Annotated in this window: 11 protein-coding genes; 9 read left to right on the top strand and 2 right to left on the bottom strand. The window is 62.2% G+C overall.

From position 1 onward, the window contains the following. Positions 1–181 precede the first annotated feature (181 nt). Positions 182–5,047: an NAD-glutamate dehydrogenase gene (locus N805_RS14380; protein WP_019472865.1), complete on the top strand. Its 4,866-nt coding sequence runs from the start codon at positions 182–184 to the stop codon at positions 5,045–5,047. 167 nt (positions 5,048–5,214) lie between these two features. Here the strand turns inward: N805_RS14380 and N805_RS14375 are convergent, their stop codons facing one another. Continuing rightward, positions 5,215–6,033 (bottom strand): pyruvate, water dikinase regulatory protein, encoded by an 819-nt coding sequence (locus N805_RS14375; RefSeq protein WP_012271263.1) that lies wholly within the window; start codon positions 6,031–6,033, stop codon positions 5,215–5,217. A 179-nt stretch (positions 6,034–6,212) separates the two neighbouring features. Here N805_RS14375 and ppsA point away from each other — a divergent pair, with 179 nt between their 5' ends. The 8 genes from ppsA to N805_RS14335 all read left to right on the top strand — a co-directional run bounded on the left by ppsA (position 6,213) and on the right by N805_RS14335 (position 14,426). Then, positions 6,213–8,588, top strand: coding sequence for a phosphoenolpyruvate synthase (gene ppsA, locus N805_RS14370; RefSeq protein WP_019472864.1), 2,376 nt, complete (start codon positions 6,213–6,215; stop codon positions 8,586–8,588). Between the two features lie 102 nt (positions 8,589–8,690). Continuing rightward, the gene (locus N805_RS14365; RefSeq protein WP_026034617.1) at positions 8,691–9,683 is read left to right on the top strand and encodes an alpha/beta fold hydrolase; all 993 of its coding nucleotides are present in this window, start codon (positions 8,691–8,693) and stop codon (positions 9,681–9,683) included. Positions 9,684–9,898: 215 nt separating this feature from the next. Then, entirely contained in the window at positions 9,899–10,390 is a 492-nt protein-coding gene (gene rraA, locus N805_RS14360) for a ribonuclease E activity regulator RraA (RefSeq protein ID WP_019472924.1), read from the top strand. Positions 10,391–10,417: 27 nt separating this feature from the next. Next, the gene (locus tag N805_RS14355; RefSeq protein WP_019472923.1) at positions 10,418–11,413 is read left to right on the top strand and encodes a zinc transporter ZntB; all 996 of its coding nucleotides are present in this window, start codon (positions 10,418–10,420) and stop codon (positions 11,411–11,413) included. A gap of 87 nt (positions 11,414–11,500) precedes the next feature. After that, complete coding sequence (locus N805_RS14350; RefSeq protein WP_012271268.1) at positions 11,501–11,773, top strand: hypothetical protein; 273 nt, start codon at positions 11,501–11,503, stop codon at positions 11,771–11,773. Between the two features lie 2 nt (positions 11,774–11,775). After that, positions 11,776–12,600 carry a mechanosensitive ion channel family protein gene (locus N805_RS14345; protein ID WP_016485593.1) on the top strand — a complete coding sequence of 275 codons (825 nt, stop codon included), beginning with the start codon at positions 11,776–11,778 and terminating at the stop codon, positions 12,598–12,600. Between the two features lie 113 nt (positions 12,601–12,713). Continuing rightward, positions 12,714–13,280, top strand: a complete 567-nt coding sequence (sigX, locus tag N805_RS14340; RefSeq protein WP_016500791.1) for an RNA polymerase sigma factor SigX — start codon at positions 12,714–12,716, stop codon at positions 13,278–13,280. Between the two features lie 111 nt (positions 13,281–13,391). Beyond that, on the top strand, positions 13,392–14,426 hold the full coding sequence (locus tag N805_RS14335) for an OmpA family protein (protein ID WP_019472922.1): 1,035 nt from the start codon (positions 13,392–13,394) through the stop codon (positions 14,424–14,426). A 182-nt stretch (positions 14,427–14,608) separates the two neighbouring features. On the opposite strand, the gene cobA is transcribed toward N805_RS14335, so the two are convergent. After that, positions 14,609–15,349, bottom strand: coding sequence for a uroporphyrinogen-III C-methyltransferase (gene cobA / locus N805_RS14330; protein WP_019472921.1), 741 nt, complete (start codon positions 15,347–15,349; stop codon positions 14,609–14,611). Positions 15,350–15,376 lie beyond the last annotated feature (27 nt).

The raw sequence follows: 15,376 nt of genomic DNA, 5'->3' as shown, positions 1-15,376 counted from the left end.
CGCAGCGCTGCAAGCGTTGATGACCGATCAGTCGTTAAGCTTCGGCGAGCCCTGGGCGTGCCCGCGCACGTTCAACGCCTGGTTTTACCGTCCGCCATGCCACGGGTTGGCTATCGTTGATCCGTACACGGCGCACGCAGCGACGCTTCAACTATTACAAAGCCCAAGCGGAGTACCACAGATGGCGTTCTTCACCGCAGCCAGCAAAGCCGACTTCCAGCATCAACTGCAAGCGGCCCTGGCGCAGCACATCAGCGAACAGTCCCTGCCACAAGTGGCGCTGTTCGCCGAGCAGTTCTTCGGCATCATCTCTCTGGACGAACTCACCCAGCGCAGGCTTTCCGACCTGGCCGGCTGCACCCTGTCAGCCTGGCGCATCATCGAGCGTTTCGACCCCGAATACCCGCAAGTGCGCGTATACAACCCCGATTACGAACGCAATGGCTGGCAGTCGACCCACACCGTGGTCGAAGTGCTGCACCACGACCTGCCGTTTTTGGTCGACTCGGTGCGTACCGAGCTCAACCGCCGCGGCTACAGCATTCACACCCTGCAGACCACCGTGCTCAGCGTGCGCCGTGGCGCCAAGGGCGAGCTGCTGGAACTGCTGCCCAAGGGCACCCAGGGCGAGGGCGTGCGCCATGAGTCGCTGATGTACCTGGAGATCGACCGCTGCGCCAATGCTGCCGAGCTGACCGTGCTGACCCGCGAGATCGAGCAGGTGCTGGCCGAGGTGCGGGTGGCTGTGGCCGACTTCGAGCCGATGAAGGCCAAGCTGCGTGAAGTGGTGGCGCAGGTTGAACAGACCGCCTTTGGCCCAGCCCAGAACGAGAAGGGCGAGGTCAAAGCGTTCCTGGAGTGGCTGCTGGACAACCATTTCACCTTCCTGGGCTATGAAGAATTCACCGTCAAGCGCGACGCCGACGGCGGCCAGATGGTCTACGACGAGCAGTCGTTCCTCGGCCTGCCGCGCCGCTTGCGCGTGGGCCTGACGGCCGAAGAGCTGCGCATCGAAGACTACGCAGTGGCCTACCTCAACGAACCGCTGCTGCTGTCGTTTGCCAAGGCCGCGCTGCCCAGCCGCGTGCACCGCCCGGCCTACCCGGACTACGTGTCGATCCGCCAGCTGGACGCCGACGGCAAAGTCATCAAGGAACACCGCTTCATGGGCCTGTACACCTCGTCGGTGTATGGCGAAAGCGTGCATGCCATTCCGTATATCCGCGTGAAGGTGGCCGAAGTCGAGCGCCGCTCGGGCTTCGACGCCAAGGCCCACCTGGGCAAGGAACTGGCCCAGGTGCTGGAAGTGCTGCCGCGCGACGACCTGTTCCAGACGCCAATCGACGAGCTGTTCACCACCGTCATGGCGATCGTGCAGATCCAGGAGCGCAACAAGATCCGCGTGTTCCTGCGCAAAGACCCGTACGGTCGCTTCTGCTACTGCCTGGCCTATGTGCCGCGGGAAATCTACTCCACCGAAGTGCGGCAGAAAATCCAGCAGGTGCTGATGGAGCGCCTGAAGGCCAGCGACTGCGAGTTCTGGACCTTCTTCTCCGAATCGGTGCTGGCACGCGTGCAGCTGATTTTGCGGGTAGACCCGAAAAACCGCATCGACATCGACCCGCAGCAGCTGGAACGCGAAGTGATCCAGGCCTGCCGCTCGTGGCATGACGACTATTCGACGCTGGTGGTCGAGAACTTCGGTGAAGCCCAGGGCACCAACATCCTGGCCGATTTCCCCAAGGGCTTCCCGGCCGGCTACCGTGAGCGCTTCGCCGCGCACTCGGCAGTGGTCGACCTGCAGCACGTGCTGAACCTGTCGGAAAGCAAGCCGCTGGCAATGAGCTTCTACCAGCCGCTGACCCAGGTTGGCGAGCGCATCCTGCACTGCAAGCTGTACCACGCCGATACGCCACTGGCGTTGTCTGATGTGCTGCCGATCCTGGAAAACCTCGGCCTGCGCGTGCTCGGCGAGTTCCCGTACCGCCTGCGCCATGCCAATGGCCGCGAGTACTGGATCCACGACTTCGCCTTCACCTACAGCGAAGGCTTGAGCCTGGATATCCAGCAGCTCAACGACACCCTGCAGGACGCCTTCATCCACATCGTGGGCGGCGATGCCGAGAACGACGCCTTCAACCGCCTGGTGCTCACCGCCGGCCTGCCATGGCGTGACGTGGCGCTGCTGCGCGCCTACGCCCGTTACCTGAAGCAGATCCGTCTGGGCTTTGACCTGGGCTACATTGCCAGCACCCTGAACAACCACACCGACATCGCCCGCGAGCTGACCCGGTTGTTCAAGACCCGCTTCTACCTGGCACGCAAGCTTACCCAGGACGACCTGGACGACAAGCAGCAGCGCCTGGAACAAGCGATTTTGACCGCCCTGGATGACGTGCAGGTCCTCAACGAAGACCGCATCCTGCGCCGCTACCTGGACCTGATCAAGGCTACCCTGCGCACCAACTTCTACCAACCGGATGCCAACGGCCAGAACAAGTCGTACTTCAGCTTCAAGTTCAACCCCAAGCTGATCCCCGAACTGCCCAAGCCGGTGCCCAAGTTCGAAATCTTCGTCTATTCACCGCGCGTCGAGGGTGTGCACTTGCGCTTTGGCAACGTCGCCCGTGGCGGCCTGCGCTGGTCCGACCGCGAAGAGGACTTCCGTACCGAAGTACTGGGCCTGGTAAAAGCCCAGCAGGTGAAAAACTCGGTCATCGTGCCGGTCGGCGCCAAGGGTGGCTTCCTGCCGCGCCGGCTGCCGCTGGGTGGCAGCCGTGACGAGATCGCCGCAGAAGGCGTGGCGTGCTATCGCATCTTCATTTCCGGCCTGCTCGACATCACCGACAACCTCAAGGACGGCGGCGTGGTGCCACCGGCCAACGTGGTGCGCCATGACGATGACGACCCGTACCTGGTGGTGGCGGCGGACAAAGGCACTGCGACCTTCTCCGACATCGCCAACGGCATCGCCATCGACTATGGCTTCTGGCTGGGCGATGCCTTTGCCTCGGGCGGTTCGGCCGGTTACGACCACAAAAAGATGGGCATTACCGCCCGCGGTGCCTGGGTCGGCGTGCAGCGCCACTTCCGCGAGCGCGGCATCAACGTGCAGGAAGACCCGATCACCGTGATCGGCGTGGGCGACATGGCCGGCGACGTGTTCGGCAACGGCCTGCTGATGTCCGACAAGCTGCAACTGGTGGCGGCCTTCAACCACCTGCACATCTTCATCGACCCGAACCCGGAGCCTGCGTCCAGCTTTGCCGAGCGCAAGCGCCTGTTCGACCTGCCGCGTTCTGCCTGGAGCGATTACGACACCAGCATCATGTCCGAAGGCGGCGGGATTTTCCCGCGCAGTGCCAAGAGCATCGCCATCAGCCCGCAGATGAAAGAGCGCTTTGCGATTGAAGCCGACCGCTTGACCCCGACCGAGCTGCTCAACGCGCTGCTCAAGGCGCCGGTCGACCTGCTGTGGAACGGCGGCATTGGTACCTACGTGAAGGCCAGCACTGAAAGCCACGCCGATGTCGGCGACAAGGCCAACGACGCGCTGCGGGTCAACGGCAACGAACTGCGCTGCAAGGTGGTGGGTGAGGGCGGCAACCTGGGCATGACCCAGCTCGGCCGGGTCGAGTTCGGCCTGAACGGCGGCGCCACCAACACCGACTTCATCGACAACGCCGGCGGCGTGGACTGCTCCGACCACGAGGTCAACATCAAGATCCTGCTCAACGAAGTGGTGCAGGGTGGCGACATGACCGAGAAGCAGCGCAACCAGCTGCTCGGTAGCATGACCGACGAAGTGGGCGCCCTGGTCCTGGGCAACAACTACAAGCAGACCCAGGCGCTGTCGCTGGCGGCCCGCCGTGCCCGCGAGCGGATCGCCGAGTACAAGCGCCTGATGGCCGACCTGGAAGCCCGTGGCAAGCTGGACCGTGCCATCGAGTTCCTGCCGTCCGAAGAGCAACTGGCCGAACGCCTGGCCGCCGGCCAGGGCCTGACCCGTGCCGAGCTGTCGGTGCTGATCTCGTACAGCAAGATCGACCTCAAGGAGCAGCTGCTGAAGTCGCTGGTGCCGGACGACGACTACCTGACCCGCGACATGGAAACCGCGTTCCCGCCGTCGCTGGTCAGCAAATTTGCCGACTCCATGCGCCGCCACCGCCTGAAGCGTGAAATTGTCAGCACCCAGATCGCCAACGACCTGGTCAACAACATGGGTATCACCTTCGTCCAGCGCCTTAAGGAGTCGACTGGCATGAGCCCGGCCAACGTGGCCGGGGCCTATGTGATCGTGCGTGACATCTTCCACCTGCCGCACTGGTTCCGCCAGATCGAGGCACTGGACTACCAGGTGCCGGCAGAAGTCCAGCTCACCCTGATGGACGAACTGATGCGCCTGGGCCGCCGTGCCACGCGCTGGTTCCTGCGCAGCCGCCGCAACGAGCAGGACGCTGGGCGTGATGCCGCACATTTCGGGCCGAAGATCGCGCAACTTGGGCTCAAGCTTGATGAGCTGCTCGAAGGCCCCACCCGCGAACGCTGGATGGTTCGCTACCAGGGCTTTGTCGACGCCGGTGTGCCAGAGCTGCTGGCGCGCATGGTGGCGGGTACCAGCCACCTGTACACCCTGCTGCCGATCATCGAAGCAGCCGACGTCACCGGCCACGACCCAGCCCAGGTGGCCAAGGCGTTCTTCGCCGTGGGCAGCGCGCTGGACCTGACCTGGTACCTGCAGGAAATCAGCAACTTGCCGGTGGAGAACAACTGGCAGGCGCTGGCCCGTGAAGCCTTCCGCGACGACATCGACCTGCAGCAGCGGGCGATCACCATCTCGGTCCTGCAGATGGCCGATGCGCCGGATGACATGGACGCCCGTGTGGCGCTGTGGGCCGAGCAGCACCGGGTAATGGTCGAGCGCTGGCGGGCCATGCTGGACGACTTGCGCAATGCTACGGGTACCGACTATGCGATGTACGCGGTGGCCAACCGCGAGCTGGTCGACCTGGCCATGAGCGGGCAGGCGGCGGTGGTGCCGTCCTGATCCTTATGGTGAGGTAAAACAAAGCCCCGGCAGCAATGCCGGGGCTTTTTTGTATCCCTGGGCTGGCCCTTTCGCGGGTAAACCCGCTCCCACAGGGGTATCACAAGGCTTGAGTGCACTGAGGTCCCTGTGGGAGCGGGTTTACCCGCGAAGAGGCCGGTACAGGCTTACTTGAACCGCCGCTCTACGCCTTTCTCAACCAGGATCTTGGCCGAAATCTCTTCCACCGAAAAATGCGTGGAATTGATGTTGGGTATGTTTTCCCGGCGGAACAGGCTCTCTACCTCACGCACTTCGAACTCGCACTGGGCAAAGCTGGAATAGCGGCTGTTGGGCTTGCGTTCGTGGCGGATGGCGGTGAGGCGGTCGGGGTCGATGGTCAGGCCGAACAGCTTGTTGTGGTGCTTTTTCAACACCGCCGGCAGCTGCAGGCGCTCCATGTCGTCTTCGGTCAGCGGGTAGTTGGCGGCGCGGATGCCGAACTGCATGGCCATGTACAGGCAGGTGGGGGTTTTGCCGCAGCGGGACACACCCACCAGAATCAGGTCGGCCTTGTCGTAGTAGTGGGTGCGCGCGCCGTCGTCGTTATCCAGGGCAAAATTCACCGCCTCGATGCGTTCCATGTAGTTGGAGTTGCCACCAATGGAGTGCGATTTGCCTACGGAATACGACGAATGGGCGGTCAATTCCTGTTCAAGCGGGGATAAAAACGAAGAAAAGATGTCGATCATGAAGCCGTTCGAGGTCGCCAGGATCTCCCGGATGTCCTGGTTGACGATCGTGTCGAAGATGATCGGGCGTACACCGTCACGCTCGGCGGCGGCGTTGATTTGCTGGACCATGGTCCGCGCTTTGTCTGGCGAATCGATGTACGGACGGGTGAATTTGTTGAACGGAATGCTCTCGAATTGCGCGAGCAAACTCTGGCCCAGGGTTTCGGCAGTGATACCGGTGCCGTCGGAGATGAAGAACGCGGTTCGTTTCATTTGCGATCTAGGCCTTAAGCTGATGACGTTTCTTGGATATGATAAGTTCGGTTTGCCGAATGCGGCTGTCGGCATTCTCACTTATTTTCCAGGTACAGGCCACAAACGCCCGGCCAAGTCACCGAAGACAGGCGGGCGCCTTTTTGAGCTTTTCCAACACAGTTAGTGGAGAGATCACCTTGGTAGAGTACGTAGTTTCCCTCGATAAGCTCGGCGTCCATGATGTAGAGCATGTGGGGGGCAAGAACGCATCCCTGGGCGAGATGATCAGCAACCTTGCCGGTGCTGGTGTATCGGTGCCGGGCGGCTTTGCCACTACGGCGCAGGCGTACCGCGATTTTCTCGAACAGAGTGGCCTGAACGACAAGATTCACGCCGCGCTCGACGCGCTCGACGTGGATGACATCAACGCCCTGACCAAGACCGGCGCGCAGATTCGCCAGTGGGTCATGGAAGCCGAATTCCCGGCACGTCTGGATTCGGAAATCCGAACCGCCTTCGCCGAAATGGCTGCCGGCAACGACAACATGGCCGTTGCCGTGCGTTCCTCGGCCACGGCCGAAGACCTGCCAGATGCCTCGTTCGCCGGCCAGCAGGAAACCTTCCTCAACATCCGCGGCGTCGATAACGTGATCCGCGCGGCCAAGGAAGTGTTTGCTTCGTTGTTCAACGACCGCGCCATCGCCTACCGCGTGCACCAGGGCTTCGACCACAAGCTGGTCGCCCTGTCTGCCGGCGTGCAGCGCATGGTCCGTTCCGAAACCGGCACCGCCGGCGTCATGTTCACCCTGGACACCGAATCGGGCTTCCGCGACGTGGTGTTCATCACGGGTGCCTATGGCCTGGGCGAAACCGTGGTGCAGGGTGCGGTCAACCCTGACGAATTCTACGTGCACAAGCACACCCTGCAGGCCGGCCGCCCGGCCATCCTGCGCCGCAACCTGGGCAGCAAGGCGATCAAGATGGTCTATGGCGAAGAAGCCAAGGCCGGCCGTTCGGTCAAGACCGTCGAAGTCGACCGCGCCGAACGCGCACGTTTCTGCCTGACCGATGCCGAGGTCAGCGAGCTGGCCAAGCAGGCCATGATCATCGAGCAGCACTACCAGCGCCCGATGGACATCGAGTGGGCCAAGGACGGTGACGACGGCAAGCTGTACATCGTGCAGGCACGCCCGGAAACGGTAAAAAGCCGCTCCAGCGCCAATGTCATGGAACGCTACCTGTTGAAAGAAAAGGGCACCGTGCTGGTCGAAGGCCGTGCCATCGGCCAGCGCATCGGCGCCGGCAAGGTCCGCGTGATCAACGACGTTTCGGAAATGGACAAGGTCCAGCCGGGCGACGTGCTGGTCTCCGACATGACCGACCCGGACTGGGAACCGGTGATGAAGCGCGCCAGTGCCATCGTTACCAACCGCGGTGGCCGTACCTGCCACGCGGCGATCATCGCCCGTGAGCTGGGTATTCCGGCCGTGGTCGGTTGCGGCAACGCCACCCAGGTGCTCAAAGATGGCCAGGGTGTGACGGTGTCCTGCGCCGAAGGCGACACCGGCTTCATCTTCGAAGGCGAGCTGGGCTTCGACATCAAGCAGAACTCGGTCGATGCCATGCCGGAGCTGCCGTTCAAGATCATGATGAACGTCGGCAACCCGGACCGTGCCTTCGACTTTGCCCAGCTGCCCAACGCCGGTGTTGGCCTGGCGCGCCTGGAATTCATCATCAACCGCATGATCGGTGTGCACCCCAAGGCGCTGCTCAACTACGCAGGCCTGCCGCCGGAGCTCAAGGAAAGCGTCGACAAGCGCATTGCCGGCTACAACGACCCGGTCGGCTTCTATGTCGAGAAGCTGGTCGAAGGCATCAGCACCCTGGCTGCGGCCTTCTACCCGAAAAAGGTCATCGTGCGCCTGTCGGACTTCAAGTCCAACGAGTACGCCAACCTGATCGGCGGCAAGCTGTACGAGCCAGAAGAAGAAAACCCGATGCTGGGCTTCCGCGGTGCTTCGCGTTACATCAGCGAATCGTTCCGTGACTGCTTCGAGCTCGAGTGCCGTGCACTGAAGCGTGTGCGCAACGAGATGGGCCTGACCAACGTCGAGATCATGGTGCCGTTCGTGCGTACCCTGGGCGAAGCCAGCCAGGTGGTCGACCTGCTCGCCGAAAACGGCCTGGCCCGCGGCGACAACGGCCTGCGCGTGATCATGATGTGCGAACTGCCGTCCAACGCCATTCTGGCTGAAGAGTTCCTTGAGTACTTCGACGGCTTCTCGATCGGCTCCAACGACCTGACCCAGCTGACCCTGGGCCTGGACCGTGACTCGGGCATCATCGCCCACCTGTTCGACGAGCGTAACCCTGCGGTGAAGAAGCTGCTGGCCAACGCCATTGCCGCGTGCAACAAGGCAGGCAAGTACATCGGTATCTGCGGTCAGGGCCCATCGGACCACCCAGACCTGGCCAAGTGGCTGATGGAGCAGGGCATCGAAAGCGTGTCGCTGAACCCGGACTCGGTGCTCGAGACCTGGTTCTTCCTGGCCGAGGGCCAGGGCGCGGCCTGACGCAGTAAAACGCGGGGGGACGTCTGGCGTACCCCCGCCTGGTTTTTTCCAGGGCGTGTTCCAGTAATGGTTCCCGCCCTTTTTTGTGCACCAAGCAACCTTATGCAAAGCAGCAGCACTCTATTTCCCGTGGCCCTGCTCAGTGCCGAGCGGCGCGGCGACCTCAGCGAAGACGTGTACCGGATCAAGGCTGGCAACAGCCCTGACCCTAGCGTCGAGCTTGCCCTCACCCGTCTGGGCATTGCCGACCAGGGGCAGCCCTTGGGTGTGCCGGTCATTCTCCTGCACGGCAGTTTTTCCAATCGGCGTTTCTGGTATTCGCCCAAAGGGGTTGGCCTGGGCGCCTATCTGGCCCGTGCCGGTTTCGATGTGTGGATCCCGGAAATGCGCGGCCACGGCCTGTCGCCGCGTAACCGCGCCTGGCAGCACAACACCGTTGCCGCCTATGCCCGTGATGACCTGCCGCTGATTGCCGCGTTCGTGCGCGAGCAGTCGGGCCATGCGCCGCACTGGGTTGGCCACTCCCTCGGCGGCACTACCCTGGCGGCAGCCTTGGGCGGTGGTTTTCTGGCTGCCGAGCAGGTGGCCAGCGTGGCACTGTTCGGCACCCAGATCAGCCGCGTCTATTGGCCGTTGAAAGTGCCACCGCTGGCCTGGGGCGCGAAGCTGCTGCTCAAGCGCTGGGGGCAGATATCCGGGCCGCGCTTCAAGCGTGGGCCAGAGGATGAGCCGATCGGCCTGGCGCTGGAGAGCATGCGCTGGCACGGCCTGTTCGGGCGCTTTGGCGACAAGCAGAGCGACTGGTGGGCGGGGCTGGCAGAGGTGGATGTGCCGCTGCTGGCGGTGGCTGGCGCGGGGGACTTCCAGGACCCGGTATGGGCCTGCCGCAAGCTGTTCGAGCAACTGGGGGGTGAGCGCAAGCAGTTCCTGCGGCTGGGGCGTGAAGAAGGCTTCGATGCCTTCGGGCATGTCGACATGCTGGTGAGCAAGGCTGCGCAGGTGCAGGTGTGGCCGCTGGTGGAGCGCTGGTTGCGCAACCCGCTGTTGCCGGTGCATGAGTCCACTGTGGCTGTAGAGCCTTTGCCAGCCAGTTGACCCTGCATTAGCTGTGCGAGCCTCTTCGCGGGTGAACCCGCTCCCACAGGGATTTCACAGCACTGAAGTCTTGTGATATCCCTGTGGGAGCGGGTTCACCCGCGAAGAGGCTCGCCCAGGCTAAAGATGACCGTTTGGTCCTTGGTGACTGCGACAGCCTCCTAGGTGTAGCCTTGGCCGATACCCGCTTTCGTTGTGACTGACAGGAGCCTCCCATGCAGCATTACGTAACGCCCGACCTGTGTGACGCCTACCCGGACCTGGTGCAGGTACTGGAACCGATGTTCAGCAATTTTGGCGGCCGTGATTCGTTCGGCGGTCAGATCGTCACCATCAAGTGCTTCGAGGACAACTCGCTGGTCAAGGAGCAGATAGAGCTCGACGGCAAGGGCAAGGTGCTGGTGGTCGATGGTGGTGGCTCGCTGCGCCGGGCGCTGCTCGGCGACATGCTGGCCGAAAAGGCCGCCAAAAACGGTTGGGAAGGCCTGGTGATCTACGGCTGCGTGCGTGACGTGGATGTATTGATCCAGACCGACGTCGGCGTACAGGCCCTGGCCAGCCACCCGATGAAAACCGACAAGCGCGGTATCGGCGACCTCAACGTTGTGGTGACCTTTGCCGGGGTAACCTTCCGCCCGGGCGAGTATGTGTATGCCGACAACAATGGCGTGCTGGTCTCGCCAAGCCCGCTGAAAATGCCGGAGTGATGCGCGGCACGCGCTGATGGAGCTTTGATGTTCGAGGAAGACAACGCGCAGTGGGGGCTGGTGCATGCCCTGGTGCTCGATGGTAAAGGCGGCGCGCGCTCGATTGCCCGTACCGAACTGGACGACTTGCAGCTGCAACCGGAGCAGAGCCTGTGGCTGCACTGGGACCGCAGCCATCCACAAACCCGCACCTGGCTGCTGCGTGACAGCGGCCTGAGCGAGTTCGCCTGCGAGCTGCTGCTGGAAGAAAACACTCGGCCGCGCCTGCTGCCCATGGCTGACGAACAGCTGTTGCTGTTTTTGCGTGGGGTCAACCTCAACCCGGGCGCAGAGCCCGAAGACATGGTCTCGGTGCGCATTTTCGCCCAGGCGCAGCGGGTCATATCGCTGCGCTTGCGGCCGCTGCGCGCCAGTGACGAAATTCTTCAGTTGCTGGAGCAGGGCAGGGGGCCGAAGTCGGCTTCCGAACTGTTGCTGCTGATGGGCGAGCTGCTGACCGAAAAGGTCCAGGGCCTGGTCAGCGACCTGTCCGAACTGGTCGACCTGGAAGAAGAAAAGGTCGAAGCCGACGAACGGTACACCCCGGAGAACGGCAGCCTGCAGCAGATCCGCCGCCGTGCTGCCGGCCTGAGGCGTTTCCTGGCCCCGCAGCGGGAGATCTACGCCCAGCTGTCGCGCAGCAAGTGGAGCTGGTTTGCCGATGCCGATGCCGATTACTGGAACGAGCTGAACAACAGCCTGATCCGCTACCTCGAAGAGCTGGAACTGACCCGCGAGCGTGCCGCGCTGGTGCTGGAAAGCGAAGACCGCCGGCGTAGCGAGCGGATGAACCGCACCATGTACCGCTTTGGCATCATCACCTGCATCTTCCTGCCCATGAGTTTCGTTACCGGGCTGCTGGGCATCAATGTCGGCGGTATCCCGGGGGCAGAAAACCCCTACGGCTTCCTGTTTGCCTGCATCGTCGTGCTGGGGCTGGCGGTGGGGCAGTGGTGGATGTTCCGGCGGTTGCGATGGGTCTAGGTGTTCATTTTGAAACATTCGTCCCAATGGGATGTGTGACCCATTGCCCGGCCATCTCGTCTCTTGCTGACACTGCGCGAGGTGCCCATGCACGATCCGTTTGAAGAATCCCTGCGTGACCTGCTCAAGGCGTCACCCTCCGGCAATGACCGGGATGACCGGGATGACGCCGCCTGCCTGGGGCGCGTGCTGAAAACTGCCAACCGCCAGGTTGGCGCGGGTGATCTGTTCAGCCTGCTTGGCCGCTGGTGCCAGGCGCTGCTGATTGCCGTCAATAATGGCTCGGCGCATGTCGCGCCGGTGCGTCGACACTCTTCCCGCAACGCTGCCACCGGCAGCAAAGCAGATAAGGCCGATTGAATATGGAACTCGATCTCTGGACCCAGAGCCTGGTCACCGCGATGACCGCCCTTTGGACCAAGGTAGCGAACTTCATCCCCAACCTGTTCGGCGCGCTGGTCGTGGTGCTGCTCGGTTTCGTGGTGGCCAAGCTGCTCGACACGCTGCTGTCCAAGCTGCTGGCCAAGCTTGGCCTGGACCGCCTGATGGCGGGCACCGGCCTTACCAAGATGCTCGGCCGGGTTGGCATCCAGGTGCCGATCTCGACCCTGATCGGCAAGATCGTCTACTGGTTCGTGCTGCTCATCTTCCTCGTCTCGGCCGCTGAGTCGCTGGGCCTGGAGCGGGTTTCGGCCACCCTCGACATGCTCGCCCTGTACCTGCCAAAAGTATTCGGTGCGGCCTTGGTATTGCTGGTCGGCGTGCTGCTGGCACAGGTGGCCAACGGCCTGGTGCGCGGCGCCGCCGAAGGCATCGGCCTGGAGTATTCGGCGGGCCTTGGGCGAATCACCCAGGGCCTGGTGATCATCATCAGCATCTCGGTCGCCATCAGCCAGCTGGAGGTGAAAACCGACCTGCTGAACCACGTGATCGTCATCGGGCTGATTACCGTTGGTCTGGCTGTAGCCTTGGCCATGGGCCTTGGCAGCCGTGAAATTGCCGGGCAGATCCTGGCCGGGATTTACGTGCGCGAGCTCTACCAGGTCGGCCAGCAGGTGCGAATTGGAGAGGTCGAAGGGCATATCGAGGAAATTGGCACGGTCAAGACAACGCTGCTGACCGATGATGGCGAACTGGTGTCGCTGTCCAATCGCGAGTTGCTTGAGCAGCGCGTCAATAGCCGCTAACCGCACAAAAGCTGTTAATGTATGCCGCCGCGAAATTCGACCCACGGGGTCGCGCGGCGTCATTGACCTGACTGTCGGCCAGATCCGTTTTGAATAAAGTTCATTCGCCGCCCATGCGTTATGACCCCCGCGAGCTCACCGATGAAGAGTTGGTGGCGCGTTCGCATGAGGAGCTGTACCACGTTACCCGCGCCTATGAGGAGCTCATGCGGCGCTACCAGCGGACCCTGTTCAACGTCTGTGCGCGTTATTTGGGGAACGACCGTGACGCGGACGATGTCTGTCAGGAAGTGATGCTCAAGGTGCTGTACGGGCTGAAGAACTTCGAGGGTAAATCCAAGTTCAAGACCTGGCTCTACAGCATCACCTACAACGAGTGCATTACCCAGTACCGCAAGGAGCGCCGTAAACGCCGGTTGATGGATGCCTTGAGTCTGGACCCTATCGAAGAGGCGTCCGAAGACAAGGCCCCGAAGCCGGAAGAAAAAGGCGGGCTGGACAAGTGGCTGGTGCATGTGAACCCGATTGACCGGGAAATTCTGGTGCTGCGTTTTGTTGCAGAGCTGGAATTTCAGGAGATTGCAGACATCATGCACATGGGCTTGAGCGCGACGAAAATGCGTTACAAACGTGCGCTAGACAAGCTTCGTGAGAAATTTGCCGGCCTTGATGAAACTTAGTGGCGTGCAAATATCTCTAACGAACCGGCGAGTTCTGCTAGACTTGCCGTCGAGTTGTCCCCCTTGTTTGTGGTGGGACTGCTTAACTATCACCAGATGGGGATTTAACGGATGAAATTGAAAAACACCTTGGGCTTGGCCATTGGTTCGCTCGTAGCCGCTACCTCGATTGGCGCTATGGCACAAGGCACAGGCGCTGTGGAAGTCGAAGGCTTCTACAAGAAAGAGTTCTTCGACAGCCAGCGTGACTTCAAGAACGACGGCAACCTGTTCGGCGGCTCGATCGGTTACTTCCTGACCGACGACGTTGAACTGCGCCTGGGTTACGACGAAGTTCACAACGCTCGTGGCGAAGACGGCAAGAACATCAAGGGCTCGAACACCGCCCTGGACGCCGTTTACCACTTCAACAACCCGTATGACGCCATCCGTCCGTACGTTTCCGCTGGTTTCTCGCACCAGTCGCTGGGCCAGACCGGCCGTGGCGGTCGTGACCACTCCACCTTCGCCAACGTTGGCGCTGGCGCCAAGTGGTACATCACCGACATGTTCTATGCCCGTGCCGGCGTAGAAGCTCAGTACAACATCGACCAGGGCGACACCGAGTGGGCCCCAAGCGTTGGTGTTGGCCTGAACTTCGGCGGTAGCCCGAAGCAAGCCGAAGTCGCTCCGGCTCCAGTTGCTGAAGTCTGCTCCGACTCCGACAACGACGGCGTTTGCGACAACGTCGACAAGTGCCCAGACACCCCGGCCAACGTTACCGTTGACGCCGACGGCTGCCCGGCTGTTGCCGAAGTCGTTCGTGTTGAGCTGGACGTCAAGTTCGACTTCGACAAGTCGGTCGTCAAGCCAAACAGCTACGGCGACATCAAGAACCTGGCTGACTTCATGAAGCAGTACCCACAAACCACCACCGTGGTTGAAGGTCACACTGACTCCGTGGGTCCAGACGCTTACAACCAGAAGCTGTCCGAGCGTCGTGCCAACGCTGTCAAGCAAGTCCTGACCCAGCAGTACGGCGTAGAATCTACCCGTGTTGACTCGGTAGGCTACGGCGAAACCCGTCCGGTTGCTGACAACGCCACCGAAGAAGGCCGTGCTGTCAACCGTCGCGTTGAAGCTCAGGTAGAAGCTCAGTCCAAGTAATTGGCCTGATGTTTCATGAAAAACCCGGCCTCGGCCGGGTTTTTCTTTGCCTGTTTTTTGTGTCGCGTGTGCCGGCCTTTTCGCGGGTAAACCCTCTCCCACAGGGGCTCCACCCGCTTCAGCAGCACTGCAGTACCTGTGGGAGCGGGTTCACCCGCGAAGAGGCCGTACCAGGCAGTGAATCACCCGGCGACTGCTACCAGGTCCTGAGCCATCTGCTGCCCAACCACCTCCCCGATCACCAGCACCGCTGGGCTACGCAAGCCAAACGCCTGCGCGTCTTCAACCATCCCCGATACGTCGCTCCTGCACTCCCGCTGTTGCGGCATCGAGGCATTCTCGATCATCGCCACCGGCATGCCCGGTGCCATGCCCCCCGCCAGCAAGCCCTGGCGTACCTGCTCCAGCCGCGCCACCCCCATGTACACCACCAGCGTCGTCCCGCCCTGTGCCAGAGCCGTCCAGTTCAGCTCGCTGTCGTCCTGGGTGTGCGCTGTCACCAGCGTCACCCCGCGGCTGACACCGCGTGAAGTCAGCGAAATGCCGCATTGCGTGGCGCCTGCCAGGCCCGCCGTGATGCCGTTGACCAGCTCCACCTCGATGCCATGCCCCTGCAGCCATAGCGCCTCCTCACCTCCGCGACCAAAAATGCACGGGTCACCGCCCTTGAGCCGTACCACGCAACGCCCTTGTCGAGCATGGCGCAACATCAGGCGCTGGATGAACGCCTGTGGTGTGGAGCGGCAGCCGCCGCGCTTGCCCACGGCAATCACCCGGGCCTGGGGGCAATGCTCCAGTACTGCCGGGTTGACCAAGTCGTCGATCATCACCACGGCGGCTTGCTGCAGGGCACGCACGGCCTTGAGGGTGAGCAGTTCAGGGTCACCAGGGCCAGCACCCACCAGCCAGACTTTTGCATTCATCGGGTATTCCTCATCGGCAGGGTGCAC

The organism is Pseudomonas putida S13.1.2 (assembly GCF_000498395.2).
In the GTDB taxonomy this organism is placed as follows: Bacteria; Pseudomonadota; Gammaproteobacteria; order Pseudomonadales; family Pseudomonadaceae; genus Aquipseudomonas; species Aquipseudomonas putida_Q.
This window is presented reverse-complemented; position numbering and strand designations above follow the sequence as displayed.

Coding starts and splice junctions, on each gene's coding strand:
- N805_RS14380 (WP_019472865.1), top strand. CDS start 182: ATGGCGTTCTTCACCGCAGCCAGCAAAGCCGACTTCCAGCATCAACTG.
- N805_RS14375 (WP_012271263.1), bottom strand. CDS start 6,033: ATGAAACGAACCGCGTTCTTCATCTCCGACGGCACCGGTATCACTGCC.
- N805_RS14365 (WP_026034617.1), top strand. CDS start 8,691: ATGCAAAGCAGCAGCACTCTATTTCCCGTGGCCCTGCTCAGTGCCGAG.
- rraA (WP_019472924.1), top strand. CDS start 9,899: ATGCAGCATTACGTAACGCCCGACCTGTGTGACGCCTACCCGGACCTG.
- N805_RS14355 (WP_019472923.1), top strand. CDS start 10,418: ATGTTCGAGGAAGACAACGCGCAGTGGGGGCTGGTGCATGCCCTGGTG.
- N805_RS14350 (WP_012271268.1), top strand. CDS start 11,501: ATGCACGATCCGTTTGAAGAATCCCTGCGTGACCTGCTCAAGGCGTCA.
- N805_RS14345 (WP_016485593.1), top strand. CDS start 11,776: ATGGAACTCGATCTCTGGACCCAGAGCCTGGTCACCGCGATGACCGCC.
- sigX (WP_016500791.1), top strand. CDS start 12,714: ATGCGTTATGACCCCCGCGAGCTCACCGATGAAGAGTTGGTGGCGCGT.
- N805_RS14335 (WP_019472922.1), top strand. CDS start 13,392: ATGAAATTGAAAAACACCTTGGGCTTGGCCATTGGTTCGCTCGTAGCC.
- cobA (WP_019472921.1), bottom strand. CDS start 15,349: ATGAATGCAAAAGTCTGGCTGGTGGGTGCTGGCCCTGGTGACCCTGAA.